At 56.5% G+C, this 26,048-nt stretch carries 23 protein-coding genes; 10 read left to right on the top strand and 13 right to left on the bottom strand.

Annotation, left to right across the window (positions count from 1 at the left end; genetic code table 11):
• Window positions 1-221 precede the first annotated feature (221 nt).
• The 6 genes from FCN15_RS13055 to FCN15_RS13030 form a co-directional block, all read right to left on the bottom strand.
• Complete coding sequence (locus FCN15_RS13055; RefSeq protein WP_138495426.1) at window positions 222-2,111, bottom strand: ABC transporter ATP-binding protein; 1,890 nt, start codon at window positions 2,109-2,111, stop codon at window positions 222-224.
• The gene (locus FCN15_RS13050) at window positions 2,108-3,850 is read right to left on the bottom strand and encodes an ABC transporter ATP-binding protein (protein ID WP_138495425.1); all 1,743 of its coding nucleotides are present in this window, start codon (window positions 3,848-3,850) and stop codon (window positions 2,108-2,110) included. Before FCN15_RS13050 ends, FCN15_RS13055 begins: the two co-directional genes overlap by 4 nt.
• A gap of 60 nt (window positions 3,851-3,910) precedes the next feature.
• Window positions 3,911-4,387: a MarR family winged helix-turn-helix transcriptional regulator gene (locus FCN15_RS13045; RefSeq protein ID WP_138495424.1), complete on the bottom strand. Its 477-nt coding sequence runs from the start codon at window positions 4,385-4,387 to the stop codon at window positions 3,911-3,913.
• A 115-nt stretch (window positions 4,388-4,502) separates the two neighbouring features.
• A complete protein-coding gene (locus FCN15_RS13040; RefSeq protein WP_238996673.1) occupies window positions 4,503-5,816 on the bottom strand; it encodes a sensor histidine kinase in 1,314 nt (437 codons plus the stop codon).
• Window positions 5,813-6,487, bottom strand: coding sequence for a response regulator transcription factor (locus tag FCN15_RS13035; protein ID WP_138495423.1), 675 nt, complete (start codon window positions 6,485-6,487; stop codon window positions 5,813-5,815). The genes FCN15_RS13040 and FCN15_RS13035 overlap by 4 nt, the downstream gene beginning before the upstream one ends.
• A gap of 276 nt (window positions 6,488-6,763) precedes the next feature.
• On the bottom strand, window positions 6,764-7,213 hold the full coding sequence (locus FCN15_RS13030) for an SRPBCC family protein (protein ID WP_203232137.1): 450 nt from the start codon (window positions 7,211-7,213) through the stop codon (window positions 6,764-6,766).
• 115 nt (window positions 7,214-7,328) lie between these two features.
• Here FCN15_RS13030 and FCN15_RS13025 point away from each other — a divergent pair, with 115 nt between their 5' ends.
• The 5 genes from FCN15_RS13025 to FCN15_RS13005 all read left to right on the top strand — a co-directional run bounded on the left by FCN15_RS13025 (window position 7,329) and on the right by FCN15_RS13005 (window position 14,961).
• Window positions 7,329-8,135 (top strand): AraC family transcriptional regulator, encoded by an 807-nt coding sequence (locus FCN15_RS13025; RefSeq protein WP_138495421.1) that lies wholly within the window; start codon window positions 7,329-7,331, stop codon window positions 8,133-8,135.
• 12 nt (window positions 8,136-8,147) lie between these two features.
• Window positions 8,148-8,498: an MGMT family protein gene (locus tag FCN15_RS13020; protein WP_138495420.1), complete on the top strand. Its 351-nt coding sequence runs from the start codon at window positions 8,148-8,150 to the stop codon at window positions 8,496-8,498.
• Between the two features lie 40 nt (window positions 8,499-8,538).
• Window positions 8,539-10,287, top strand: a complete 1,749-nt coding sequence (locus tag FCN15_RS13015) for an SWIM zinc finger family protein (protein ID WP_238996679.1) — start codon at window positions 8,539-8,541, stop codon at window positions 10,285-10,287.
• Window positions 10,284-13,778: a DEAD/DEAH box helicase gene (locus FCN15_RS13010; RefSeq protein WP_238996672.1), complete on the top strand. Its 3,495-nt coding sequence runs from the start codon at window positions 10,284-10,286 to the stop codon at window positions 13,776-13,778. Before FCN15_RS13015 ends, FCN15_RS13010 begins: the two co-directional genes overlap by 4 nt.
• A 199-nt stretch (window positions 13,779-13,977) precedes the next feature.
• Window positions 13,978-14,961, top strand: a complete 984-nt coding sequence (locus FCN15_RS13005; RefSeq protein WP_138495447.1) for a zinc-binding dehydrogenase — start codon at window positions 13,978-13,980, stop codon at window positions 14,959-14,961.
• 115 nt (window positions 14,962-15,076) lie between these two features.
• Here the strand turns inward: FCN15_RS13005 and FCN15_RS13000 are convergent, their stop codons facing one another.
• Window positions 15,077-16,198, bottom strand: coding sequence for a Fic family protein (locus tag FCN15_RS13000; protein ID WP_138495418.1), 1,122 nt, complete (start codon window positions 16,196-16,198; stop codon window positions 15,077-15,079).
• Window positions 16,199-16,445: 247 nt separating this feature from the next.
• On the opposite strand from FCN15_RS13000, the gene FCN15_RS12995 reads away from it, so the two are divergent.
• Window positions 16,446-17,303, top strand: coding sequence for a BslA/BslB family hydrophobin (locus FCN15_RS12995; protein ID WP_138495417.1), 858 nt, complete (start codon window positions 16,446-16,448; stop codon window positions 17,301-17,303).
• Between the two features lie 157 nt (window positions 17,304-17,460).
• On the opposite strand, the gene crcB (FCN15_RS12990) is transcribed toward FCN15_RS12995, so the two are convergent.
• The 3 genes from crcB (FCN15_RS12990) to FCN15_RS12980 form a co-directional block, all read right to left on the bottom strand.
• Window positions 17,461-17,838, bottom strand: a complete 378-nt coding sequence (crcB, locus tag FCN15_RS12990) for a fluoride efflux transporter CrcB (RefSeq protein ID WP_138495416.1) — start codon at window positions 17,836-17,838, stop codon at window positions 17,461-17,463.
• The gene (gene crcB / locus FCN15_RS12985; protein ID WP_138495415.1) at window positions 17,838-18,239 is read right to left on the bottom strand and encodes a fluoride efflux transporter CrcB; all 402 of its coding nucleotides are present in this window, start codon (window positions 18,237-18,239) and stop codon (window positions 17,838-17,840) included. The genes crcB (FCN15_RS12990) and crcB (FCN15_RS12985) overlap by 1 nt, the downstream gene beginning before the upstream one ends.
• Window positions 18,240-18,330: 91 nt before the next feature.
• Window positions 18,331-19,176, bottom strand: coding sequence for a helix-turn-helix transcriptional regulator (locus FCN15_RS12980; RefSeq protein ID WP_138495414.1), 846 nt, complete (start codon window positions 19,174-19,176; stop codon window positions 18,331-18,333).
• A 161-nt stretch (window positions 19,177-19,337) separates the two neighbouring features.
• Between FCN15_RS12980 and fabF the strand changes: the two genes are divergently transcribed.
• Both fabF and FCN15_RS12970 read left to right on the top strand, forming a co-directional pair.
• Complete coding sequence (gene fabF / locus FCN15_RS12975) at window positions 19,338-20,576, top strand: beta-ketoacyl-ACP synthase II (protein WP_138495413.1); 1,239 nt, start codon at window positions 19,338-19,340, stop codon at window positions 20,574-20,576.
• A 91-nt stretch (window positions 20,577-20,667) separates the two neighbouring features.
• On the top strand, window positions 20,668-21,198 hold the full coding sequence (locus FCN15_RS12970) for a cysteine hydrolase family protein (protein ID WP_238996671.1): 531 nt from the start codon (window positions 20,668-20,670) through the stop codon (window positions 21,196-21,198).
• Between the two features lie 148 nt (window positions 21,199-21,346).
• Here the strand turns inward: FCN15_RS12970 and FCN15_RS12965 are convergent, their stop codons facing one another.
• From FCN15_RS12965 to FCN15_RS12955, 3 genes are read right to left on the bottom strand one after another with little or no spacing between them, the layout of a single operon-like run.
• Complete coding sequence (locus FCN15_RS12965) at window positions 21,347-22,117, bottom strand: DODA-type extradiol aromatic ring-opening family dioxygenase (RefSeq protein WP_138495411.1); 771 nt, start codon at window positions 22,115-22,117, stop codon at window positions 21,347-21,349.
• Window positions 22,118-22,141: 24 nt separating this feature from the next.
• Window positions 22,142-22,810, bottom strand: coding sequence for an alpha/beta hydrolase (locus FCN15_RS12960; RefSeq protein ID WP_138495410.1), 669 nt, complete (start codon window positions 22,808-22,810; stop codon window positions 22,142-22,144).
• Window positions 22,811-22,836: 26 nt separating this feature from the next.
• The gene (locus FCN15_RS12955; protein WP_138495409.1) at window positions 22,837-23,265 is read right to left on the bottom strand and encodes a DoxX family protein; all 429 of its coding nucleotides are present in this window, start codon (window positions 23,263-23,265) and stop codon (window positions 22,837-22,839) included.
• A 163-nt stretch (window positions 23,266-23,428) separates the two neighbouring features.
• On the opposite strand from FCN15_RS12955, the gene FCN15_RS12950 reads away from it, so the two are divergent.
• Window positions 23,429-23,977 carry a helix-turn-helix domain-containing protein gene (locus tag FCN15_RS12950; RefSeq protein WP_138495408.1) on the top strand — a complete coding sequence of 183 codons (549 nt, stop codon included), beginning with the start codon at window positions 23,429-23,431 and terminating at the stop codon, window positions 23,975-23,977.
• Between the two features lie 407 nt (window positions 23,978-24,384).
• The gene (locus tag FCN15_RS12945) at window positions 24,385-25,974 is read left to right on the top strand and encodes an MDR family MFS transporter (RefSeq protein WP_138495407.1); all 1,590 of its coding nucleotides are present in this window, start codon (window positions 24,385-24,387) and stop codon (window positions 25,972-25,974) included.
• Window positions 25,975-26,048: the final 74 nt, after the last annotated feature.

Here is a 26,048-nt window from a genome sequence, read left to right as displayed (position 1 = left end):
GCGATCCCTCCTGTTCTGCCTTCTGTACTAATTGATAGGACAAGTCTACCAGATTGTTAGGCCCTGTTCATAGATTGTATGCTTCACTCCAGGCCATTAGTAAAGAGGCTCTCCGTCCAGACGAAGAGCCCCTCTGTCCCTGCCTATGCAGAGACCTGTTATTTACTTGCTATTTCCCTGTTCCCTGGTAAAAAAACTCCGCATGACCGCTGCCTGCCGGATCAGCCGGCGCTTTCCTCAAAATCATCGCTGAACTGGCTGTTGTACAAATCGGCATAGAAGCCGTTTTGCGCCATCAGCTCATCGTGGGTTCCCTGCTCAATAACCGTGCCCTGGTTCATGACCAGGATCAGATCGGCACCCTTGATCGTGGACAAGCGGTGGGCAATGACAAAGCTGGTCCGGCCCTTCATCAGCTCGTTCATCGCTTTCTGGATAAAGACCTCTGTGCGCGTATCGACGCTGCTGGTCGCTTCGTCCAGAATCAGGATCGCCGGATCGGCCAAAATCGCGCGGGCAATGGTCAGCAGCTGCTTCTGGCCCTGTGAAATGTTCGAGGCTTCCTCGTTCAGCACCGTGTCATAGCCATGTGGAAGCGTGCGGATAAAGTGATCGGCATGCGCCATCTTCGCCGCACGCACAACGTCCGCTTCCGAAGCCCCTTCCCGGCCGTAAGCAATGTTATCCCGGATCGTGCCGTTAAACAGCCAGGTATCTTGAAGCACCATGCCGAACAGCTGGTGGAGATCGCTGCGCTTCATGTCTTTGATGTCCATGCCGTCGATGACGATCCGGCCGCCGCGGAGCTCATAGAACCGCATCAGCAGGTTGATCAGCGTGGTTTTGCCTGCGCCGGTCGGCCCTACAATCGCAACCGTCTGACCCGGCTTGGCTTCAATGTTCATGTCCTCGATCAGCGTCGGTTTGCCTTCATAACCGAACTGCACATGCTCAAAGGCAACCTCGCCGCGCGGCGATGTCAGCTTCCGAGGCGTGGAGGACTCTGGAACCTCTTCTTCTTCATCCAGCACTTCAAATACCCGCTCTGCCGAAGCTACAGTTGACTGGATGATGTTAGCAATGTTGGCCGTCTGCGTAATCGGCTGGGTGAACTGGCGCATGTACTGGATAAACGCCTGCACGTCGCCGATGGTAATCCGGTTGTGCGTGACGAACAAACCGCCGACTACCGAGATCAGCACATAGCCGATGTTCCCGATAAAGTTCATGATCGGCATGATCATCCCGGACAGGAACTGCGCTTTGCGTCCGGCATGGAACAGCCGCTCGTTCACTTCGTCAAACTTGGCGAGGGATTCTTCTTCCTGGCCGAACACCTTGACAATTTTATGGCCTGTGTACATTTCCTCCACATGGCCGTTCAGCATGCCAAGCTCCTTCTGCTGCTCTGCAAACTGCTTCTGCGAGCGCTTGGCGACCTGCGTAATCGCCAGCACGCTGATTGGCAGCGTAACCAGCGCGATCAGCGTCATCCATGGACTGATCGTCAGCATCATGATCAGCACGCCGATAATCGTAACGACCGAGGTGATCAGCTGGGTCAAGCTCTGCTGCAGCGTCGTGCTGATATTATCAACGTCATTGGTGACGCGGCTGAGAATCTCCCCGTTGGTGCGGGAGTCAAAATATTTCAGCGGCAGCCGGTTCAGCTTCTCGTTCACATCGCGGCGCAGCTGGTAAACCGTCCGCTGGGAGACGCCCGCCATCAAATACTGCTGAATATAGCTGAAGATGGCGCTGATGATATAAAGAGCGACAAGCTCCATCACGATCTGCCAGATGCCCGTAAAATCAATATGCGCGCCAGGCACGCCCTGGGCCTTCGCCATCAGTCCCTCAAACAGCTTGGTGGTCGCACGGCCGAGTACCTTAGGACCGTAAATACTGAACACTGTACTCAAAATTGCTGTAATAAAAACAATAATCAGCTTGCCGCGGTTAGGCTTCAAATATTGAAGCAGCCGGCGGAGCGTGCCTTTAAAATCCTTGGCTTTCTGGACAGGCATGCCCATTCCCGGTCCGCCAGGGCCCATGTGCCCGCGCGGTCCGCCGCCCGGTCTGCCGTTTCCGCTCTTGTTAGCCTGACTCATGCGATCTCCTCCTCGGACAGCTGGGAGCTGACAATTTCACGGTAAACCTCGCAGGTCTCCATAAGCTCGTGATGGGTGCCCACTCCAGCTACCTTGCTTTCATTCAGCACAATAATCCGGTCTGCATCCATGACGGTGCTGACCCGCTGGGCCACAATCAGCATCGTAGCGTCTGCGGCTTCCCGCTTCAGCGCGGCCCGCAGCTTGGCATCCGTCTTGAAGTCAAGCGCGGAGAAGCTGTCGTCGAAGATCAGCAGCTCTGCCCTGCGCACGAGCGCGCGGGCAATGGACAGCCGCTGCTTCTGGCCGCCGGATACGTTGGAGCCGCCTTGGGAAATCGGAGCCGCATAGCCCTCTTCCATCTTCGAAATAAATTCGTCGGCTTGGGCGATCCGGGCCGCCTTCTGGATTTCTTCGTCTGTTGCGTCATCCTTGCCGTAGCGGATATTCTCAGCTACCGTGCCGCTAAAGAGCACCGCTTTCTGAGGGACGAAGCCGATTCTGCTGCGCAGGTCGGCCTGGGTCATTTTCCGGATATCAACTCCATCCAGCAAAATCTCGCCGCTGTCCACATCATAGAAGCGCGGAATGAGGCTGACCAGCGTGGATTTGCCGGCACCTGTGCCGCCGATAATCGCTGTGACTTCGCCTGGCTTGGCCGCAAACGAAATATCCTGAATGGCTGGCTGCTCCGCACCGGGATAGCTGAAGGTGACATTGCGGAATTCCAGATAACCGCGCAGCTGCTGCGAACCGGTTAACGAAGCCTTTCCCTTCTCATCCCCGTCTTTAATCACCGGCTCGATATCCAGCACCTCGTTGATCCGTTCAGCAGAGGCGGAAGCCCGCGGAATCATGACGAAGATCATCGTTACCATCAGAATCGAGAACATGATCTGCATCGCATACTGGATAAAGGCCATCAAATCGCCGACCTGCATCTCACCAGTATCAATCCGGTGGCCGCCGAACCAGACAATCGCAATCTGCGTAAAGTTCATAATGATCATCATGGCAGGCATCATAATTGCAAAAATTTTATTGACCTTAATAGAGGTCTCCGTCAAATCCCGGTTGGCCGCTTCAAACTTCTGCTTCTCAAACTCGATCCGGTTGAAGGAGCGGATAACGCGGATCCCGGTCAGCCCCTCGCGGAGCACCAAGTTCAGCTTGTCGATCTTCTTCTGGATCGCTTTGAAGAGCGGCAGCCCTCTGCTCGCCACAGCGGCAATCACCAGCGCCATTACCGGGATCACCACGACGAAGACCAGCGTCAGCGAACGGTCTTTGCTCAAGGCCATAATCAGACCGCCGATAGCCATCATCGGAGCCATGACCATGATGCGCAGCATCATGACCAGCACCTGCTGGATCTGATTGATGTCATTGGTTGTGCGTGTAATGAGGGACGCTGTCCCGATCTTGTCGAATTCCTCAAGCGAGAAATTGGTGACGTGCTTGAATACTTTTCCCCGGAGCAGCTTGCCAAATCCTGTTGCCGACATGGAGGAGAAATAGCTGGCAATAATGGAACATACCATACTTCCCAAGGCAACCAGCAGCATATACAGGCCAAACCGCCAAATGTACGCCGTATCCCCTGTAACAACTCCGTTATCCACGATATCCGACATTAAAGTCGGAAGATAAAGCTCTGCCAGCGATTGGATAAACACCAGCAGCAGCGTAATGATCACCGGAATCCGGTATGGCTTCAAGAGCCTGAACAGCTTCAGCATTGCTCGATCATCTCCACTTGTTCATATATTGAGCTAAAATATTGAGCTAAAAATATTAATCTACCGCCCGCACGAATGATCAGGCTCCTGTTCCTTCCCGCCATTCAGATAATCCAGCACTTCCTGCAGCAGGTCTGCCAGCTGCTCGGTCTTCTCTGCGCCGAGATGCTCGCTGATACCCCGCATCCGCTTCATATTGATCTCCATCGCCTGCCTGCGGAGCTCCTGGCCCTTATCGGTCAGCGTCACCCGGACGACCCGGCGGTCATTCTGGTCATTGACCCGGAGCACAAGCCCGTCGGCTTCCAGACTCTTGATCAGCGGCGTTACAGTCGGCGGAGTTACCTCCATTACATTGCTGATCTCCGACACGGTCATCCCGTCCGGCTTATTGACAGAGCCTCTGCCCAAAATAAATAAAACTCTGATCATGCTTGCGTTATAGCCTTCAAAAGAAACCTTGTGCAGCTGGTTGCGGCGAAACTGCCTCATCACTTCGAGCAGCTTGCCTACAGCCGGCTGTTCATGGCTTTCCAAGCGGACTCCCCCTTCCTTGCCGACAAACAATACGCCTTACTAAATTTTAAATCATTTAATATTTAGCATTCCTAACTATCGACAAAATCCATTATAGTGACCTCAAAATTCAGTGTCAAGAAGTGCCGGACTGCCGAAGCGGGAGCCTGACGATAAACTCCGTCCCTTCCCCTAATTGGCTGGTGACGGAGACCTCTCCATGATGGAGCTCGACGATTTTTTGCAAAATCGAAAGGCCAAGCCCGTTCCCGCCCTCATGCCGGGCCCGGGACCGGTCCGCCTTGTAGAAGCGCTCGAAAATATGCGGCAGATTCTCCTCCGCAATTCCGATTCCCGTATCCTGCACCGAAATTACAGCCTCGCTGTCCGAGGCAGAAAGGCTGATCCTCACCGTGCCGCCGGGCGGCGTAAATTTAACCGCGTTGTGCAGCAGATTGACCCAGACCTGGCTCAGCAGGTTCTGGTCGGCTTCCATTTCAACCGGCTTCAGCTCCGCATCCATCTCGATATTCTTCTCCAGCCACTGCGGCTCACAGGACAGCACCTGAAGCTGCAGCTGCTTATCCAGCCGGAACCGCTCGGTTTGCAGCTCCAGCTGCCTGGAATCCAGCGAAGCCAGGCGGAGCATGCTGTCGCTCAGCTTGGACAGGCGGGCGCTCTCTTGTTCAATAATATCCAAATAATGCAGAGCCTGCCCGCGGTCCAGCTCTTCCTGCTTCAGCACCCGGGCAAATCCGGCGATCGAGGTAAGGGGCGACTGAATTTCATGCGAGACATTGGAGATAAATTCTTGGCGCATGTCCTCGGTATTCTTCAAATTAGCCGCCATTTCGTTCACACTGCTGGCCAGTTCATTGAAAGGATGATTGCCGAGTCCATCCAGATTCCCCAGGTCAACCTGAAAATCCCCCCGCGAGATCCGGCGCAGCGCATCCAGCATCTGCTGGTAGTAATAACGCTGCTGATCCCTGGCCACTCTCGACAGAATGGAGACAGCAATGCCCCAGAAGAACATGCCCAGCATCGAGGTCAGCAGCTGAGCCGGAAGCCGGGCTGGCTGCCAGCCGGTGAGACGATAAACGGAGTTCAGGACATAGTAGCCCGCCACCCAGCAGAGGGTCAGCAGCAGCAGAATGCCGGCGACGCGCATAAGCTTCATGAATTTTTCGTGCATATCATTGGAAAAAGTCTGCGGATCCCGCTGACGCTGCGCATGCTGCCTCCGCTGCTCCTCTTGGGCCTGCCTCTGCTCCAGATTGACCTTCTTGCGGTTAATGCGCCGCTGGATATCGGCATCCGAGGGCCCCAATCCGCGCACCCCGTGCGCAGGTCTTTCCAGCCGTTCCGGCCTTGCGGGCCTTTCTGGTCTATCCGGTCTACCCGGTCTTTCCGGTTTGTCCCGGTATCCGTCTCTGTCCTGACCGCTCATGCGGTCACCTCAAAGCGGTAGCCCAGGCCCCGCACCGTTGCAATCCGGAAGGAGTGCCGGTCCTCCGGGAACCGTTCCCGCAGCCGTTTAATATGCACATCCACCGTCCGCTCATCGCCTTCGTAATCATAGCCCCACACCTGCTCCACAATCTGGTCCCGGAGCAGCGTCCGGCCCGGATAGCTGGCCAGCATGAATAGCAGCTCAAACTCTTTGAGCGGCAGGGACACCGCTTCGCCAAAAGCCCGGCACTCATACGTTTTGCGGTCGAGCATGAGCTCGCCCAGCTGAATCTGCTGCGAAGCCGCAATCCGGTAGCGCTTCAGCAGCGCTTTGACCCTGGCCGCCAGCTCGGGCGCTTCAAACGGCTTGACCATATAGTCGTCTGTGCCCAGCTCAAACCCTTTTACCTTCTGGGCGGTATCGCCCTTGGCCGTCAGCATCAGCAGCGGCATATCGTAATGGGCCTCCAGCTCCCGGCACAGCTCCCAGCCGTCCATTTCCGGCATCATCACATCAAGGATGACCAGGTCTGCCTTCACCTCCTGCAGCACCTCCAGCGCTTCCAGGCCGTTACCCGCCGTAGAAATCTCAAAGCCCTCCTGAATCAGGACGTGGCTGATCAGCTCCTGAATATATGGATCGTCATCAACGATTAAAATACGGGTCATACTGAAATCCCCCTTCCTTGTTCCAAACCCATTTTTCAAACCAAGCCCATCTTTCTGCAAGCTTATTTTAAATCAGTTACATGAACTCAATGTGAACAATTTTGAAGGAGACGGATTAGAAGAATTCAGATTAGAAGAATACAGATTAGAAGAATACAGATTAGAAGAATACGGACGAAAAGCCCGAACCGCCTGGTGGCGAATCGGGCTGCTTATTTTTCCGGCTGACGGCGGTTTGACGCCGTTTATCCCTGTCCATGAACTCCGCCCGGCGGCTTACCAGCCGAAATCGAGCGTTTTTCCAGTCTCCGTGTAGGTCTTGATATTGCTCAGAATCATCCACCAATGCCCTTCCGTGTTCTGCAGGGCCGGGTGATCCGGCGTCCACTGGTCATTCACCAGCGTCAGCTTGGTGCAGCCGCCGGCTTTTTCTATTGTAAAAGTAACCCGGGACTCCAGCTCGGCGTGATTTTCCCGGTAAGAGGGGCCTGGATGCTCCAGGTAGCTGAGGATTTTTCCCGGCTCTGCCTCCAGAATGGTGCCGTACACATGCACGGTGCTGTCCCCGTCTCCGCCCGGCCCTACATATTCAAAGGAAGCCCCCGGCGTCAATTCCGATTGCAAAACGGTGCCAAAAAAGGTGCTGCGCGTGCCCTCAGGCGAAACCAGCGTCTGCCAAACCTGCTCCGGCTCTGCCCCAATGTAAAATTCATATTTCAGTTCCATGCCCATCGCTCCTTTGTTAGTTTGTGATAGTATGATTTTAATAACAAAACCGCTGGCATGTATTGTAAAAAGGCGACATCATCCCATTCCTGACCATCTATCGGAGGTAAACATTATGAGTCAAAATCCGATTCAACCGGCCCTGGGCATTCTCCGGCATACGGAAGCAGGCAAGAAATTCACGCTGACCCGCATTCAGCCTGCGGAGGCGTTAAAGCCTTTTATCAAGCATTACTGGATTACGGAATGGGATCTGAACGGACAGGCCCCCTATGACCAGGGCGTGGTGCCAAACCCCTGCGTGAACCTCGTTGTGCAGCCGGGGAGGAGCCTGTTCTACGCCCCTGCAGCGGAAAAACACGCCCACCGGCTTGCAGGCCGCGGGCTGGTGTTCGGCGCCAAGTTCCATCCCGGAGGCTTCCACCCGTTTCTACGGCATGCCGTCTCGGAGCTGCAGGGCCAGCCGCTTCCGCCCTTGTCCATCCTTGGCGTGGACGGGCCGGCGCTGGAGCAGCATCTGCTCAGCCCCGGGCAGACGGATCAGGAGAAAGCCGCAGCTGCGGACCGGCTGTTTGAAGCCGTGCTTCCGCCCCGGGACCCGCAAGCCGAGGAGATGGCCGGCATCGTCGTCTATATCGCTTCGCACCAGGAGCTGTCCAGAGTCGAGCAGCTGTGCTCGGTCTTCGGCTGCAGCATCCGCACCCTGCAGCGGCTGTTCGGGCAGTATGTCGGACTCAGCCCCAAAACGGTTATCCGGCTCTACCGCCTGCAGAATGCAGCCGAAGCGATGGACAAGGGCCGGATCCGCAATTTACTGGAGCTCTCCATGGATCTCGGCTACCACGACCAGGCGCATTTCAGCAAGGATTTCAAGGCTGTGATCGGCCAGACCCCGGAGCAGTATCTCCGGTCAAAACATTAGAAGGAGTTTGAGATGCAGCCTTTTACAGAACGAGTCATTACCATCATTAAAAATATTCCCGAAGGCCGGGTCATGACCTACGGCCAAATTGCCGCCCTCGCCGGGAGCCCGCGCGCTGCCCGGCAGGTCGTGCGGATTCTGCATTCCTCCAGCGGCAAACACAAGCTGCCCTGGCACCGGGTCGTGAACGCGAAGGGCGAAATCGGACTGCAGGATGACGAATCCCGCTTCCTTCAGCGGATGCAGCTGGAGCAGGAAGGGATTGAATTCGGCCTTGGGGACCGGATTAATCTGGAGATTTTTCAGGCGGATGGGGAACAAATGTTTCTGAAATGGTATACTGATTCTGAAGAGAATGACTAGAATATCAAGACAAGTAAGCAAGGGTGACTCTATTGTGACAATGAAATCAGACGGCCTGATCCAGGATACCGAGTGGAACAGGCTGGTACAGTATACGGGCAGTCAATTTGATGAAGTCACGCTGAGCCGGGGCTTTCTTTATTATAAGCAGGGACGCGTGCTGCGGCTGGAGATGCCAGAGCCTGCGGTTATACACGCTTTGGTTAAAGGCCAGGGTGAAGAGCCGTACGCGGTCGAGATCCCGGTCGGGACGTTATCGCTGGCCAGCTGCAGCTGCCCGGTGGACGGGCCCTGCAAGCACATGGCCGCCGTATTAATGAAATTTGCGGAGGAGCAGGGCCGCTCTGTGAACAGCCTGGCGAATGCCAAAGCGAAGCAGCTGATGGCTTCCGCCAAGCCGGCTGCCAATTCAGCCGTCAAACCTGCCGGCAAGTCTGCTCCGTCCCTGTATGAGGCTCCGGCGGGAGGGGGCGGCGGCACCGGCCGGCATGCGTCTGACCGGGAGCAGGCGGAAACCAGGTTGTCGCTGGATATTACGGAATGGCACCGCCGATTCGGCAGGCTGACCGCTCCTTTTGAAGGAGAAGTCAAGAACGCTGCCTATGCGGCCAAAGCGCTGGAGGTTATTTTCCGGGCAGGCCGGGATTTTGGGCAGCCTGTGGAGCAGCTGTACGGGCTTCATGCCCACCTCTTTGTCCTGCAGTCGCTGCTGCAGCCGGTCAAGGTTCCGGGCGCTCCGGCATCCTACAGCTCGCATATCGGGTATTTTACGCATATTTCGGCTGCTGAAACTGACAAGGGCGTGCTGCTGTCACTGGAGGACGCGCCCTCTCCGGCTTCCATGTCCGGCGCGGAGCAGGAAGAGCTTAAGCCCTTGCTGCGCCAGTCGCTGGACTGGCTACGCCGGGAGATGCTGCGCGAGCCGAAGGAACGATACTATTTCTCCCATTATTATTACCGGTTCTGGACGGAGTGGCTGATCCCGTTCTTCCCCGAGAAGGAGCTGCTGCAGGACGAGCTGGATGAACTGGCTGAGCTGGAGCAGGCGGACAAGGAAGCGGCAGAGCGGACGGTCACGGGAGCTGCCAATCCGGCTCCAGGCGTGCAGCCTTACATGCTCCGGACCGCGCAGGCCTGGATTCACATCCTGCTCGGCCGGGATCAGCAGGCGCGCCTGCTGCTGGACACCGCGGCGGCGAAGCCGGCCGGCCTGCTCCGGCAGGAGGACATGTCCCGGCTGCTGGACACGGTGCAGCAGAGCAGAGACGGCGCCCGGCTGACCGCGTGGCTGCTGGAGCTCGCTGCGCTGGTCCGGAACAGCCGCGGCAGCCAGCTGGAGGCTTATTTCCGCTTCTGGGAAGCCGCTGCAGCGCTCGATCCGGCTGCGGAGACGCTGATGTGGCGGACGATGGAGGACCTGCTGCCGGCAGCCCAGCGCTTCTATGAGCGGAAGCTGTTCGAGAACGGACGGTGGCGGGAGTGGATGGATCTTCAGCTGTCAGCCGGCGCGGAGCCGCTCGATTTCAAGGTGAAGGAGCTGCAGGCGATCGAGAAGGCCGATCCCCGGCTTCTGCTTCCTTTTTACCACCAGGCTGTTGAACGATATATTACGCACAAGAACCGGGACAGCTACAAGAAAGCGGTCAAGCTGCTCAAACGGCTGTCTAAGCTGTACGCCAAACTCAAGCAGGATGAGCGGTGGGCCTTGTTCTTGGGCGTCTTTGCAGCAAGGCACAGCAGGCTGCGTGCCCTGCAGGAGGAACTTCGGAAAGGAAATCTGATTTCATGAGCAAGCATTTGCAGAGCATTCAAGTCCATGTCCGGCTTACCCCCTACGGCGATGCGCTTCTGTTCGGCCGGAAGCAGGCCTACGGCTATGAACCGGGACTTTATTTAAAACAGCTGCTGTTCGCCTGGCACGAGGAATCCTTCTACGGAACGGAACTGGAGATTCAGCAGGCCGAAGGCGCCGATATTATCGTGCTGCCCGCCGAGCAGGTCATCCCTTACCTCGCTGACGACGCGGGTATGCTGCAGCATGTGGAATGGGAGTGGGACGAGGAATCCCGGCCCTTAAAAATCCTCGCTCCCGCTCTCGCCGCCTGCATCGGGCAGCGCAAATACCACCCCAGCCTGGAGGTATACCGGCAGGGCAAGCTGCAGTGGGTGTGGGAGGAAGGTTTTTTTAGGGAGCAGCTGACCGCAGCTATCCGGGGGAGAGGCGCTGGTTTGGAGGGTGCTGGTGCCCGTTCGGAGAGCGTTGGTGCGGATGCGGAAGGCGTTGATATAGGGCCGAAAGGCGCTGGCGCTGGTTCGGAGAGCGTTGGTGCCGAGGCGAAAAGCGTTGGCATCGCCGAAGCGGGCCGAGCGAATGCGGGCGGTGCGGATGCGGCAAATGCTGCGGGGGCAGACTTTGCCGGGCAGGTCCGCGCAGCGCTGCAGCGGCTGGCGGAGGACGACGAGCTGCGGGAAGGCCTGCAGGCGGCCTTCTCGGCGGCGGTCTGGCAGCGCTGGTACAGCACCGAGGAGGAAGCCGCCGATCTGCGCAGCGAATTCCCGCGGCTGTTCGAGCGCGGTGCCGCCCGGTTCGCGGGTATGAATGAGCAGGCCTGGCTGGTGGCGGTCGGCTGGAAGGCCGACACCGCCCCGTTCCGGCCGATCCTTCAGCTGCTCGAACCGGAGGAAGCCGCCCCCGAGTGGCGGCTTCAGCTGAACCTGCAGGATAAGCACGACGCCTCGTCGCTTTATCCTGTGCAGCTCGCAGACAGCGGCGAAGCTGCGGGATCGTGGCCGTCCGAATGGACGGCCCACGTCCGCGAGCGCAGCGCCGGCTGGCTGGACCGGCTGCGCGCGGGAATGCCGCCGGGCCGGCTTGCGGCCGGCTCCGACGTGCTGGGACGCGCGCTGGACAACGACGCTGCCTGGCAGTTCCTGCGCCAGGACAGCGAGCAGCTGCTGAAGGCCGGCTGGCTTGTGCTGCTGCCGGCCTGGTGGGAGGCGGCCAGCCGCCGCAAGCCGCGGCTGCGCGCCAAGGTGCGCGCCGCCTCCGAGGAGGAGAAGAGCGCGCGCGGCCCGTCGTATTTCGGCTTTGATTCGCTGGTCGATTTCGACTGGCGGGTCGCAATCGGCGACACCGACCTCAGCGAAAGCGAATTTCAGGAGCTGCTCGCCAGGAACGAACGGCTCGTCCAGTTCCGGGGGCAGTGGCTGGCCCTTGATCCCGACTTTCTCGCCCAAATCCGCCGGGCGATGGACAGCATTAATCCCGAACAGGGGCTGTCCTTCCAGGACGTGCTTCAGCTGCACCTGCTGGAGAAGCGAAAGCAGGAATGGAACAAAGGTGAGACCAGCGGTGAGCCGGAGGACGATTCCAGTAAGGACGAAGAAGACAGCGGCCAGGTACGGATCGAGGTTGAGCTGAACGGACTGCTCGCCCGCCTCTTCAGCCAGCTGAACCGGCAGGAGGACTGGCCGCTTGAGCCGGTGCCGGGCAACCTGCACGCCACGCTCCGCTCCTATCAGCACGCAGGATTCGCCTGGCTTGCATTTCTGCGGCGATACGGGCTGGGCGGAATCCTGGCCGATGACATGGGCCTTGGCAAAACCGTGCAGCTGATCGCCTATCTGCTGCATGTGAAGGAGAGCCGGGCAGCGGGAGCGGGCGAAGCGGCCCGCCGGCCGGGGCAGACGGAACGCTCAGAGCGATTGGAACCGTTGAACCGATTGGAGCAGCAAGACCGATTGGTACAGACAGAAGGACCGGAATGGTCCGAACGGTCGGAATGGCCGCGCGGGTCCGAGCAGCCTGTACACCATGCGCGTCCTGAACGGTCCGAGCTGCCTGCGCGCCCGGGCCTTGGCCCTGCCAGCCGTACGCGCTCCCCTGCCCTCGTCATCTGCCCGACCTCTGTCCTGGGCAACTGGCAGAAGGAGCTGCAGCGGTTTGCGCCCTCCCTGTCGGTCAAGCTGCACTATGGCAGCGGACGGCTGAGCGGAGAGGCGTTTGAAGCCGAGACGCTGCAGGCGGATGTCGTGCTGACCTCCTATGCGACGGCCGCACTCGATCAGGAGCTGCTGCAGACCGTCACCTGGGAATCCATCTGCCTGGACGAAGCGCAGAATATTAAGAATGCCCAGACGAAGCAGTCGGCCGCTGTCCGCAGCTTCCCGGCCCGCCACCGGATCGCGCTCACCGGCACGCCGATCGAGAACCGGCTGTCCGAGCTCTGGTCGATCTATGACTTCATTGCGCCGGGTTATCTCGGATCGGCCCGTGCTTTCCAGCACCGGTTTGCGGCCCCGATCGAGAAGGACCATGACGAGAAGCGCATGACTGACCTGAAGAAGCTGGTGCACCCGTTTCTCCTGCGCCGCAAGAAAAAGGACCCGGCCATCCAGCTCGACCTGCCGGAGAAGAACGAAATGAAGACTTACGTGAATCTGACAGCCGAGCAAGGGGCTTTATACGATCAGGCCGTCAGTCAGCTTATGCAGCAGATGGCCAGCCTGAAGGGCATCCAGCGCAAGGGGGCCATCCTCTCCGCGCTGACTCATCTCAAGCAGCTGTGCAACCATCCGCTGCTGGCGGGCAGCGAGCCTTCCCCCGGAATGAACGGGGAGCCGGTGGAGGACGCGGACATCGCCGCGCTGGTCGAGCGGTCCTCGAAGCTCGAGCGGCTGCTCGCGATGGTGAAGGAGCTGCGCGAGGAGGGCGAGCGCTGCCTGATCTTCACCCAGTACATCGGTATGGGTGAAATGCTCAAGACCGTGCTGGAGCACGAGCTGCAGGAGCCGGTGCTGTACCTGAACGGCAGCACCTCCAAGACGGCGCGCGACCGGATGGTCGAGCAGTTCCAGAGCGGCGCCGGAGCAGACCGGGCGGCCGAATCGGGCGCCGCTGCCGGTGCAGCAAAAGCCGGAGCATCCGGCAGCTCTAAAGCAGGCAGCTCAGCCTCCCCCGCTGTGTTCATCCTGTCACTGAAAGCGGGCGGCGTGGGCCTTAACCTGACCGCTGCCAACCACGTCTTTCACTTTGACCGCTGGTGGAACCCGGCGGTGGAGAACCAGGCCACCGACCGCGCCTACCGGATGGGCCAGACGAAGGACGTCCAGGTCCACAAATTCATCTGCCTGGGGACGCTGGAGGAGCGGATCGACGAGATGCTGGAAAGCAAGCAGCAGCTCAGCGACAACGTCATCTCCAGCACGGAGGGCTGGATTACGGAGCTGTCCACCGAAGACCTGCGCGAGCTGATCACGCTGCGCAGGGACTGGGCGTAGGGCCGGCACACCTGGGGCAGGGCTTGGCGCAACTGGGGCGGTTCTCTGCCATCTGCCTTCCCGACTGCGGCCTGCCCGCTTTTGTGTCTGCCCAGACCACTCCGCCTGCTGCCTGCAGGCCTGCCTGCTTGTCTGCTGTCTGCCGGACGGGCTGAAAGCATAAGCTGTACACAATTTCTGAGGGGTGAAATCTATGAATATGAAAGCACTACTGCTCGAAGATAAAGGAAAAGCAGCCGAAATGAAAGTCGGCGAGCTGGAGAAGCCAACACCCGGACCGGGTGAAATCCTTGTTAAGATCAGGGCTGCCGGGCTGAACCCGGTTGATTATAAAACGGGGAACGGCGGGAATCCCAGCTGGACGTATCCCCATGTCCTTGGCGTAGATGCTGCCGGGGTCGTTGAGGAGACAGGCCCGGAGGTTACCGGCATTAAAGCCGGGGACCGGGTCGTTTACCACGGGGACTTGACGAAGAAAGGCTGCTATGCCGAATACGGGGTCACAACCGCCCATACCGTTTCGCTGATTCCCGAAGGCGTCTCATTTGAGGATGCCGCTGCTCTTCCGTGTGCAGGTTACACGGCGTATCTGGCTCTATTCCATAAAATGCACGCTGCCAAAGGCCAAACGATCCTGATCCATGCGGGAGCGGGCGGAGTCGGCGGTTTTGCGATCCAGCTGGCTAAAAATGCCGGATTGACGGTGATTACAACAGCATCCTCCTCCAAACATGAATTTGTAAAACGTCTAGGGGCCGATTATGCTATTGATTACCAGAACGAAGATTTCGCCAAAAGAGCCTTGGAGCTCACGAACGGGCTGGGCGTCGATCTGGTCCTGGATACTGTGGGCCGCGACAATGCGGACAAGTCCCTGGAGGCTCTGGCCTTTAACGGGCAGATTGCCTTTATTGCCGGTCCCCCTAACGTCAACGAGGCGATTTCCTTTGCGCATCCGCTGTCTTTTCACCAGGTCGCTCTCGGAAGCGTCCATCAGTCGGGCAATGTCAAAGAACAGCGGACCCTTGCCGAAATGGGTGACCGAATGCTCGCGCTTCTTAAGGACGGAAAGCTAAATGCTCTTGTCGAAAAAGTGATCACCCTGGAGGAAGTCCCGGCAGCCTTAGCCGAGCTTGCGACCCGGCGGGTACAGGGCAAAATCGTGGCAAAAATAGCCGAGTAAACTTTGCCGTTTGAGGGGCATTTTTTAAGGAGGAGGAAAAGGATGATCCATCCCTTTTTTCTTCGTATACGCAAAAAGCACTGCGGAATCTCAATTTGAGGTCGCAGTGCTGCCTTCATTTTAGAAAATGAGCGAATGTATCCGGGGCATTCCGAATGTCTTGAGCCAGACGCTCGTATTCCGCAGTTAACTTGACTGAACGAACCCGTTTGGCATCTTGGTCGCGCGGCTCTATGAATCCTTCTGCTCTCCAATGGCTTACCTTTTCCCTTATTGAACGATCCGACAAACGGAGCAGGTCCCTCATTTCGCTTGTCGTTAAGGTGTCGTGTTTAAAGGTTAATTGGGCGAACACCATTCTTTGCTGGGGATCTAATTTGCGAATTAAATCGGGTTCAATTTTAGTCATTTGGGCAGATTTCTCTGTTACAATAGCCGCTGCTTCTTGAAAGACCTCCGCCAAACCATCAATAAAGAATTCCAGCCAAGGCGTCAAGTCAGCCTCATTTCGCCCAAAATAATAATTGTGATGAAGACCCAACTGGAGTCGTCGATAATAATCAGCCAAGTTGCGGTCATAGAAATTCTCGAGCACAAATAACCCCTTTAAGCCATAACCGCCGCGGCGTAAAAGATAGGTCGTAATCATCCGGGCCGTTCGGCCATTCCCGTCCATATACGGATGAATCGTTAGAAACTGCCACATGAATATACCTGCCTTGATAGGAACCGGAACCGAATAGGTTTCCGGCGAGTTCACCCAGGCAACCAAATCCTCCATTAATTCAGGGACATCCTTCCATTCCGGCGGCAAATAAAAACCGGAAGCATTACGGCTGCCTACTTGATTCTGTTCATCGCGATAGTCGCTAACACGTGGTCTTCGTCCGTGCGATATTCGGATAATGGCATGCAGTTTTTTAACAAATTCCTCTGTGACCGGGAGCTGCCTTCTTTCCGCTTCATCCAGGTATTCCAGTGCTTTCATTAAGTTATAAACTTCCTGCTCTTCATTGTCATTGCTGGTTTGGTACAGAACTTTTCGTTTTGTCGCCTCATCAAGCGTGTTTCCTTCAATTTTCGTCGAAAGGATAACCGTCTTTTCCATTGATTCTTTCTTAAGCAAATCCAGAATAGATGCGGGCAATGGAAGCAAATCCACCACAACACTGGCACGTTGTATATCCATTAGTCTGCGCGCAATGGGGTCCGTTATTGAATATTTAGGGGTAAACATAACATCACCTTCCTTAATTACATTATAACATTGCCGCTATTTTGCCGCAAAGTGATAATTTGGTTGATCTCACTCGAAAATCAACTTCACTTTAATGGATTCCAGCCAAGCAGCAACACGTGCAATTCCGGTTCATGCTCCAGGACATCATTATTGTTTGAATCCTGGTCCCCAGATGCTATTGAAACTAACCTATCATTTTTAAAATTCCGATAAAGAAAGGGGGTCTTGCAATTCAAATACTTCCATGAAAATAAGACAGCCCAGGGGATTTTATGAGAAACAAACGCTTCGTTTCAAAAACCTTGTCAGCGCTTCCCGGTTTGATTATTATCCGAAGGAAGCATTTACCGGCGGAACATTGCAAATAGACATTGAAGGCGTGTCCGCCACTACCGGCGACTACTATAATTTGGGCGGCGACTTGGGTTGGGCGAATTTCACAGAAGACCAGCTCAGCAATGACGGCCATACCATCACGATTTCCAATATCGACACCGACGCCAATAATGATATTTCTTTTGAGCTGGGAGGTTCTGTCTATCCGGTCGGGAAAACGATCCCCGCTGCAAGCTCGTACCCGATTACCCTGAAGGCGGACACCGATGGAGAAGGGGCCAAGCTGCCATCCGAGGAACAGACGATTACGCTGGTATCAACAGCAGCAACGTCGGTCCAAACCTCAGCTTCAGCCACGTACGGGTTTATGACCAATTATGACAGCGACATAGTGACGAATTATTCCCTTGAGGCAAACAGCACCAACAGCTTCATCCTGTACTACTTGTCTACAGGTACGTTCACAGACAGTACAATCACTATTACCATGGATGATTTCACTTTCACTACCAACGATCAGATTTCACTGGGTTATGGCTGGGTCAATTTGACAGATCAGCAAATCAGCAATGACGGACATACGCTGACCATCAGCGGAATTAGTACAGCCTTCGATTCAGTCTTCTTGATCAATGTCAAGAACAAGAATATTCCTGAATCCGGAAGTTCTCTTGTTCAATTCGTTGCCGACGCAGACGGAACAGGCACCAGCATGCTGCCATCCGAGGAGCAGACTGCTACACTGATTTATGTAGCGCTGCCTTAACTCCCGGCTTTGCTTGCAGCCCAGAGGCTGCCCATAGGCTAATTTGGGAACAACCCAGCAACAAAAATGAGATCATACGTGAAAAAACAAGGAGCTAAGCGGATATTCCCGCTTGGCTCCTTGTTTTTTGGAATCCACTTCTACTTGCTTGAGCAAATTATGAGGCAGAGAAAGCCACCAGTCCTCCCAGCTCATACCCCGCATAGGCCAATACCAGGCCCAGCACCACGCTCAGCAGCAAGTAACGGCCTGCGGTCCCGAAGCGCTTCTGGCTGCCAAGCTGGACCAGCTCGTACTGGAAGGTCGAGAAGGTGGTGAACGCCCCCATAAATCCCGTGCCGATCAGCAGGGTCATCTCTGCATTCGCATCCATCCCGGTCAGCAGACCGAGCAGAAACGCGCCGAGCAGGTTAACGAACAAGGTTCCGACAGGCAAGACCAGCCTCGGGAATTTTGCCCCCAGATAAGTTACCGAGCCATAGCGGCATACCGCACCCGCAAAACTGCCAATGGCTACCCAAATCCATTCCGGCATCAGGCCTGCCCCCCTTCTGCAGCTTTCCGGGGCTTGAATGTCCCCAGGCGGACGCCCAGCCATGCGCAGGCATATCCTCCGGCCAGACTGATCAGGATATACGCCAAAGCCGTCCCCGTATGCCCGTCCTTTACCAGCAGGATGCCTTCCTTGCAAAACGTCGAAAACGTTGTATAAGACCCGATAAATCCGGTGCCGAACGCCGCCCGGAAGTGCGGATGCACCTTAAAACGTGTCGCTGCCGCCGTATAGAAAAAAGCCAGCGCCAGGCACCCCGTCAAATTGACGATCAGGGTGCTCAGTGGAAATCCGCCGCCGTCCGGCAGGGCAATCCACTGGCCCATCCCGTACCGGAGCAGGGCGCCCAGCACACCGCTCAGCCCGACCCATAAGTAGATCATTTCTTCCACCCCAAACCCTATTTGTTGTCAAAAACGAAGGCCGTGCCTTCACATCATGCAGCACTTCTCACGCAGCACTTCTTCTCTCTGCTCATAGCCCTCTGCTCATCAGCTTCATCAGCTTGGCTTCCGTATCCGTATGCTGGGCAGGCGTATACACGCTGCAGCGGAGATCGGCCTCCCCCTGCACCTGGAGGGAAGTGAGCTGGAACATCATTTTCCCAGCCTTTGCATGCCGGAATTCCAGCAGCACGTCAGGCGCCGAGCTGACCTTGCTCTGCTCCCACAGCCGGTTGAAGTCCGGATGCTGCCGCTTCATCTCCTCCAGAAATTCATCGTACCAGCCGTCGTCAACATACTGCCCGTAATAAGAGCGGAACATCGCCAGGTAATCGGAAGCGAACTGCTCCCAATTAACGGCAAGGCGCTGAAACTCGCGGCGGGTGAACAGCAGGCGGATCAAATTGCGCTCATCCGGCGGAATCTCCTCGAAATTCAGGAAAATATGCGAGGCCGCCTCATTCCAGCCGACAATATGGCAGCGGCGGTCGGAGATAATGACCGGGCAGCTGCGCAGCTCGCGGATGATCTTCTGCAGGGACGGGCTGAGCTGTGCTTCCTCCTCCACCGGCTGGCTGCCGCTCCCTTTCCCGCTTTCGTGAGCCAGCGAAAATAAATATTTCCGCTCATCGGCCGTCAGCCTTAAAGCGCCGGCAATGCTGTCCAGCACCGAAGCGGACACCTGAATGTCCCGGCCCTGCTCCAGCCAGGTGTACCAGGTGGTGCTCACCCCGGCCAGCTGGGCGACCTCCTCCCGCCGCAGCCCCGGCGTCCTGCGCCGGATGCCTGGGGGCAGCCCGACAGACTCGGGCGGTATTTTGGCCCGCTGCGCTTTCAGGAACGCGGACAAGGCCTGTAAACGGACTTGTGTCGACATTTTGTTCTCACCTTCTATCCTTTCCGATTGCAGACTTCATTCCGGTTATTATGGTGCTAATTATACTAGGATAAATGCCAACTTGTAATAGGATGATTTTAGTGACATCATAAATTTAGTACCTGGTCACATTTTAATAAAAGAGAGTGAGATGATCTCAAGTGGAAAGAGTTGTGGTCACAGGAATGGGCATCATTTCCCCGCTCGGGAACAGCGTAGAACAATTCTGGTCGAATATGCAGCAGGGAAAGTCCGGAATCAGCTATATAGATTTGTTTGATACTACAGATTTCAAGGTAAAAATCGCCGGAATCGTGCGCGATTTCGATCCCAAAGCGCTGTTCGGCACCAAGGAAGCGCGCCGGATGGACCGGTTCTGCCAGTTCGCGCTGGCAGCCGCGCAGCAGGCGGTAGAGGACTCCGGCCTCGATCTGGAGCAGATCGACCGCGAGCGGATGGGCGTCTACGTCGGCTCCGGCATCGGCGGCATTGATACGCTGCTGGAGCAGCAGAAGGTGCTGCTGTCCCGAGGGCCTGACCGCATCAGCCCGACTCTGGTGCCGATGATGATCGCCAATATGGCGGCGGCTCTGATCAGCATTCATTTTGGCGCACTCGGCTCCACCCTTGCGCCGGTCACTGCCTGCTCCATCGGCAATACTTCGATCGGGGAAGCCTATTACAGCATTCAAGCCGGCAGATCTGACATTATTATTGCCGGCGGGGCGGAGGCGGCCGTCAATCCGGTTGCGCTGGCCAGCTTCAACAATGCGACGGCTTTGTCCCGGAGCAATGACAACCCGCAGGGTGCCAGCCGGCCGTTTGACGCGGCGCGGGACGGCTTTGTGATGGGCGAGGGCGCCGGCATCCTGGTGCTGGAATCGCTGTCCCACGCGCTGAAGCGGGGCGCGCGCATTTACGGCGAGATCATCGGCTACGGCGCAAGCTCCGATGCCTACAGCATGGTCGCTACGCCGGCGGACGGCGCGGGCGCAGCGCGCGCCATGAAGCTTGCGCTGAAGGACGCGAATCTGCTGCCGGAGCAGATCGACGTCATCAGCGCGCATGCGACGAGCACGCCGCTCGGCGACCGCTCCGAGACGGCCGCGGTCAAAGCCGTGTTCGGGGAACACGCGTACCGCGTTCCCGTCACGGCCAACAAATCCATGACCGGGCACATGTTCGGCGCCGCCGGCGGCGCGGAAGCTATCGCCCTGGTCAAGACGCTTGCGGACGGCGTCATTCCGCCGACCATCAACCTGGCGCAGCCCGATCCGGACTGCGACCTGGACTATGTGCCAAACACCGCCCGCAGGGCCGATCTGACGATCGGCATGTCGAACTCGTTTGGCTTCGGCGGCCATAATGCGGTTATTATTATCCGCAAATATGAGGGTTAATTTTCCCCGGAGCTTCCTGTAGAATAGGGACATACGTACACCGGCGCAGGCCTGGTGCATGAAATCTTTTTTTGATAAGGGGGCCAAGTCCTTGAGCAAAGCAGTCGTTGTGATTGACGTGCAGGAAGCCTTTTTCCAGAATCCGTCCTGTCTGCTGCATGAGAAGGAGCAGCTCGTCCGGAACATTAACGCCTTGATTGAGGAGGCACGCAGCAAGGCGATTCCGGTTGTGTTTATCCAGCATACGGAGTACGACTATGAGCAGGACGAATTCTACGTGGACACGCCGGACTGGCAGCTTCACCGCGGCTTAAACCGGCTGGACAGCGATCCGGTCATCCGCAAGACCACACGGGATTCCTTCCACGAAACGGAGCTTGGCAGCTGCCTGCAGCAGCAGGGCGTCCGCCAGCTGATCTTTGCCGGGGCCCAGACTGATTACTGCATCAACGCCACCGTCCGCCGGGCGCATGAGCTCGGGTATACCGATAATATTTTGCTGAAAAACGGCCACAGCACGGTTGTGAACTCCACGCCGTCCGCGCCGCAGATTATCGAGGAGCATGAGCGGGCCTGGGAAGGGCTCGTCTCGATCAAACCTTTGGCAGAAATTTCACTCTAACATTGCACTCTAAAATCGCACTCGAAATAAAGAGTTAAACAAACAAAAGAGCCCTCCGCAGGCAGGACAGCCAGCCGGGATTTCCCTTGGCAGACCTTGACCTGAACGGACGGCTCTTTGCTATTATTTGGCCGAATTACGGCGCGACTTACTTAAACTCCCAGCAGCTCAGGCTTAAATTGCCGTACTGATAGCTGCGGTGCAGCAGGCTGGCCTGCTTGGTGCGGTCTCCCGCTCCCATTGCAAGCAGCAGCGGAATAAAATGCTCATTCGTCGGAACCGCCTCGCTCCCGAAAGGCGCCTCTTCGCGGTAGTTAAACAATGCCTTCGTATCCCACGCCTCCAGCTTCTCCTTCAGCCAGTCGTCGAAAGCGATCGCCCAGCCTTCCGGCTGATCGGCCCGCCAGTTGACCCGGCGCAGGTTGTGGACTGTTCCGCCGCTGCCGATGACCAGAATATCCTGCTCCCGCAGCGCGGCTAACGCGGTCCCGAGCTTGTACTGCTCCTCATTGCTCAAATAGCGGTTGACTGACATGGCCGCCACCGGAATGTCGGCGTCAGGGTAGATCAGCTTGAGCACAGCCCATGCCCCGTGATCCAGACCCCGCGCTTCGTCCAACACGCTTGCGATGCCTTGCTCTGCTAATAGTGCCTGCACCTGCCCGCTGACCTCCCGGTCTCCGCGCGCCGGATACTGTATTTTGTACAGCTCCTCCTGAAATCCGGAAAAATCATAAATCGTGCTGTACTGCGGCACGGCACTCACCTTCTGGGTCACGCTTTCCCAGTGGGCCGACAGCAGGACGATGGCTTTGGGCCGCGGCGTGCGTTCGGCAAGCTTTTTCAAAAAGTCCGTATAATCATTATGGTCCAGCACCAGCGAAGGTGCGCCATGCGCGATGAAATAAGAGGGCATCATCGTTGTTCACTCCCTTTATATTGTTTATTCCTGTTTAATGTCAGCCTGCAGCCAGCTCAGGAAATCCTGCTGGTTCTGCCGGGACACCTCATGGCCGTTCGGATACATGTTGAACACAACGTTTGAGGTCAAAGCTTGAAAATAAGCGGCAGTTTCGTGTCCAATCTCCGCAGGGAACAGCGGATCGTACTGCCCGTGGGAAATAAAAAGGGATACCTTCTCCAGGCTCTGCAGCTGGTACTCGCTCTTCACAAAATCCGGAACATACCCGTTCAGCGACACAATCCCCTTCAGCCTGCTCCCCATTACCAGCGCGAGGGTCATGGACAAAATAGCTCCCTGGCTGAAGCCGAGCAGGCAGCGGCGCTCCGGATCCACCGGTTCACTGGACGTAATTTCGTCTATTACCGCCTCAAGCTGGCGGACGGCCCGGTCAAACTGTTCACGCACCGGATTGCCGAGGCTTACTAATTCGTAATACTGATACCCCGGCCCCAGCGTCAAGTCGCCCCGGATGCCGATAATGATAAATTCTTCAGCCAGCGGCTCCACCAGCCCGAACATATTTTGCTCGTTAGAACCTTTGCCGTGCAGGGTGAATAGAGCCGGATACCTGCGGCCAGGCACGTAGCCTGACGGCAGATGGACTTCATAAGAATAAGGCGATACTGCACTGCTTCTGCTCTTCTCCATCTTCTCCATCTCCTTTCTCCCCCTCCTTATTCGGCCGCTTCTACGAGGGCTTCATTACGATTTTTCCGCTTGAACAAAGCATCTGCCGATACCGGCACCGTCTTCGCAGCTGCCAGATAAAGAGCAAGGAGCAAATAGGTAATGTCCAGCTCACTGCCCGCCATCTGCCCGTTCCCAAGCAAACCTGCCGAAAGCTTCATCGTGATAATGGCCATGACCATTTGAATCACGTAGTAAGCAGAAATATAGCGAGTAAACAGACCCAGAATCAGCAGGATGCCGCCAAAGGTTTCGAGAGGCCCTGCGATGTAAGCCAGAAAACCGGGCGTGCCTGCGTTCTCAAATCCAATCGCCACATTCCCCAGTCCTGCCTGAAATTTATTGATGCCATGAACGAGGAATAAAACGCCCAGTCCGATGCGCATGATCAAAGTAACAACTGCCTGCATGTTCATTTCATTTTCCTCCCTGACTAAAATATTAGTAATATTGAAAATTTGTTTGTATTACTAATTTAAGCCTCATCAGGTAGCTTGTCAACATAAAAATTGCTATTATTAAATAAAGTTCAGTATTACTAATATATATATATCCGTGTATTGAGGAGTGTGCAGTCACATGAATATCGGAGCCACCATACGGGCCATTCGCAAGCGCAAAAATATTACAATTGTCCAGATCTGCGAAGAAACCGGTTTGTCCCAGGGATTCATGAGCCAGGTCGAGAACAACAAAACCTCCCCCTCCATCTCCACGCTGGAGAGCATCGCCAATGCTTTGAAGGTTCCTTTGTCCTACCTGCTGCTGAAAGAGGAAGAGCGGATGAAGATCGTGCGCAGGGAGGACCGGCCGGTTACGACCAGCGGCGCCGGTGAACTGAAGGTCGAGCATCTCAGCTCTACCAAAAATGTCCGCGTCCGCATCGTGGAAATACCGCCCGGGGCCTCTACGGGCGAAGCCCATGCCCACGAAGGCGAGGAGGTTCACCTGGTCATCAAGGGCCGCATTTATGCGGAGCAGGGAGAGGACCGGGCCGAGTTCGGCGAGGGGGATTCTTTTTCCTGGAATGCCTGTACGCCGCATCTTGTGCGCAACGCCGGCCCGGAGACCGCCCAGGTGCTGATCGCCGTTTATACGGAGACGGAGCGGGAGCCGGACTGGATTTAATAAATATAAGAAATTTTAAAAAATTAAGAAGCGCCGCCAGATAAATGCCGCACTTCGAATTATGCCGTCCCGTTATGCCGTTCCGGCTTCCGGGGCGTTTTTTTTATTAGAAGGGTTTGCCTTCCCTTCCTTCCAACAGCCCCTCCTCCGCCCCGGGACCGAGATGCCTATCCCCCGGGACCGACCGTCATTTCCTCCTCCCGCCGCTGGAAGCCCCTTCCAAAACTAAATAAACTAGAAGAGCCAGCTGAACAAACACAACTGAAATCCGTAATCGGTGTACCCATTCATATTCAGTTCATAAATACGGGTTATCTTGGTTGATGTCCGGAAGCGAATGACGTTCTGCGCTGACCTTTATGAAAGGCGCTCTGCGCCGACTTTAACAGAAATGAGGGAATATAACGGTGCAAACCACAAGTGTGCGTGCTAGTGCAAGTACAAGAACAAACAATAAAAAGCTCATCCTGACAGGGCTCCTGATCGGCCTGATCTTCTCCGAGCTTGATGAAACCGTGGTCTCTACCGCAATGCCGACGATTATCCGCGACCTGCATGGCCTGTCGCTGTACGGCTGGGTAGCGGGCCTGTACATGCTGGCTGCGACGATCTTTATGCCGCTGCTCGGCAAGCTTGCCGATATTTACGGCCGGAAGGTCGTCTATCTGAGCTGTATGGCTTTGTTTATTTCAGGCTCTATCGTCTGCGGCCTGGCTCCTTCCATGACGGTGCTGCTTGCGGGACGCGGGCTGCAGGGAATCGGCGCAGGCGGCTTGATGCCGCTGGCGATGGTCATTCTCGGCGATTCCTATTCGGTGGAGCAGCGGGCCAAGATTCAGAGTCTGGTCGGTCCGATGATGATTCTTCCGCAGCTACTCGGCCCAACCATCGGCGGCTTTCTGGCTGATCATGTCAATTGGCACTGGGTGTTCCTGATCAACATCCCCGTAGGGCTGGTTGCGGCTTTGGTGCTGTCGATCGGCATGCGCGAGTCGCACGGCGACGAACGCAAACCGATTGACTGGCCAGGCGCTGCCCTGCTGACCGGAGCGCTGCTGTCCTTCCTGATGGCGCCCGTTCTCATTGACAACCAGGGCCTCTCCTGGGGCTCTCCGTGGATCATCGGCCTGCTGATTGCGGGTGCGGTCCTGCTCGCCTTCTTCATCTATGCGGAGACCAAATCGAAGGAGCCGATTATTCCGCTGCATCTTTTTAAAATCAGAAGTGTGGTCGTATTGTCCTTCATCGTCTTTACGCTGATGCTCGGCCTGATGGGCGGCATTTCAACCTTCCCGTTCTTCGCGCAAAATGTAATGGGCCTGTCGCCGACAGCCTCCGGCTACCTGACGCTGGCCTTTATGGCTGGAGCCATTCCGTCCAGTATCGTGAACGGCTTCCTGATCACCAAATTCCCTTACCGGAATCTGTTCATCATCTGTTTCATCCTGCCGATTATCGGCATTACGCTGCTGACCCAGCTCGGTGTGCACACCTCCGTCCTGTACATCGTGATCTCCTTCTTCACCTTGGGGCTCGGCATCGGCATTCTGTTCGGCAGCGATAATCTGATTGTGCAGGAATCGGTAGACAAGAAGCACAGCGGCGTGGCCGTAAGTACAATTGGCTTGGTCCAGTCGCTCGGCGCAACGATCGGCCTCAGCGTCTTCGGTAGCCTGCTCGCCAGACACATCAAAGAAGGCGTGGCCGCCTTCTCGGGCCAGCTTCCCGCCGGCACAACGGAAAATATCACCTCCGGCGGCATTCCGGCGGGCGTATCTCCAGAGCTTATCCTGAAGATCAAAGAAGTGTTTGTGGACGCGTTCCAGAATCTGTTCTTCATCGCGCTGGTCTTCAGCATTATCGCCTTTATCATGTGCTGGTTCCTGGGCAGAGGGGTGCTGTCCAAGGAGAATGAAGGCGAAGCCGGGCAGGAGAATAAAGGGGAAAAACAAACGGGGCCTGCAGCCGAAGGCCTGGCTGTGGACGCCCGGAGTTGACCTTGACCGGCTTAAACCGGCCGGGCTTAAATTAACCGGGCCAGCTTGGCCGGCTTGGTCCGGCCTGTCTGGTA

The organism is Paenibacillus pinistramenti (genome assembly GCF_005869875.1).
In the GTDB taxonomy this organism is placed as follows: Bacteria; Bacillota; Bacilli; order Paenibacillales; family Paenibacillaceae; genus Fontibacillus; species Fontibacillus pinistramenti.
Note: the sequence above shows the minus strand (reverse complement) of the source record. Positions and strands in the feature narration are given on the sequence as shown.

Excerpts from the sequence above, each read along its gene's own strand:
- FCN15_RS13055 (WP_138495426.1), bottom strand. The coding sequence starts at position 2,111 with ATGAGTCAGGCTAACAAGAGCGGAAACGGCAGACCGGGCGGCGGACCG.
- FCN15_RS13050 (WP_138495425.1), bottom strand. The coding sequence starts at position 3,850 with ATGCTGAAGCTGTTCAGGCTCTTGAAGCCATACCGGATTCCGGTGATC.
- FCN15_RS13040 (WP_238996673.1), bottom strand. The coding sequence starts at position 5,816 with ATGAGCGGTCAGGACAGAGACGGATACCGGGACAAACCGGAAAGACCG.
- FCN15_RS13035 (WP_138495423.1), bottom strand. The coding sequence starts at position 6,487 with ATGACCCGTATTTTAATCGTTGATGACGATCCATATATTCAGGAGCTG.
- FCN15_RS13030 (WP_203232137.1), bottom strand. The coding sequence starts at position 7,213 with ATGGAACTGAAATATGAATTTTACATTGGGGCAGAGCCGGAGCAGGTT.
- FCN15_RS13025 (WP_138495421.1), top strand. The coding sequence starts at position 7,329 with ATGAGTCAAAATCCGATTCAACCGGCCCTGGGCATTCTCCGGCATACG.
- FCN15_RS13020 (WP_138495420.1), top strand. The coding sequence starts at position 8,148 with ATGCAGCCTTTTACAGAACGAGTCATTACCATCATTAAAAATATTCCC.
- FCN15_RS13015 (WP_238996679.1), top strand. The coding sequence starts at position 8,539 with ATGAAATCAGACGGCCTGATCCAGGATACCGAGTGGAACAGGCTGGTA.
- FCN15_RS13010 (WP_238996672.1), top strand. The coding sequence starts at position 10,284 with ATGAGCAAGCATTTGCAGAGCATTCAAGTCCATGTCCGGCTTACCCCC.
- FCN15_RS13005 (WP_138495447.1), top strand. The coding sequence starts at position 13,978 with ATGAAAGCACTACTGCTCGAAGATAAAGGAAAAGCAGCCGAAATGAAA.
- FCN15_RS13000 (WP_138495418.1), bottom strand. The coding sequence starts at position 16,198 with ATGTTTACCCCTAAATATTCAATAACGGACCCCATTGCGCGCAGACTA.
- FCN15_RS12995 (WP_138495417.1), top strand. The coding sequence starts at position 16,446 with ATGAAAATAAGACAGCCCAGGGGATTTTATGAGAAACAAACGCTTCGT.
- crcB (WP_138495416.1), bottom strand. The coding sequence starts at position 17,838 with ATGCCGGAATGGATTTGGGTAGCCATTGGCAGTTTTGCGGGTGCGGTA.
- crcB (WP_138495415.1), bottom strand. The coding sequence starts at position 18,239 with ATGATCTACTTATGGGTCGGGCTGAGCGGTGTGCTGGGCGCCCTGCTC.
- FCN15_RS12980 (WP_138495414.1), bottom strand. The coding sequence starts at position 19,176 with ATGTCGACACAAGTCCGTTTACAGGCCTTGTCCGCGTTCCTGAAAGCG.
- FCN15_RS12965 (WP_138495411.1), bottom strand. The coding sequence starts at position 22,117 with ATGATGCCCTCTTATTTCATCGCGCATGGCGCACCTTCGCTGGTGCTG.
- FCN15_RS12960 (WP_138495410.1), bottom strand. The coding sequence starts at position 22,810 with ATGGAGAAGAGCAGAAGCAGTGCAGTATCGCCTTATTCTTATGAAGTC.
- FCN15_RS12955 (WP_138495409.1), bottom strand. The coding sequence starts at position 23,265 with ATGAACATGCAGGCAGTTGTTACTTTGATCATGCGCATCGGACTGGGC.
- FCN15_RS12950 (WP_138495408.1), top strand. The coding sequence starts at position 23,429 with ATGAATATCGGAGCCACCATACGGGCCATTCGCAAGCGCAAAAATATT.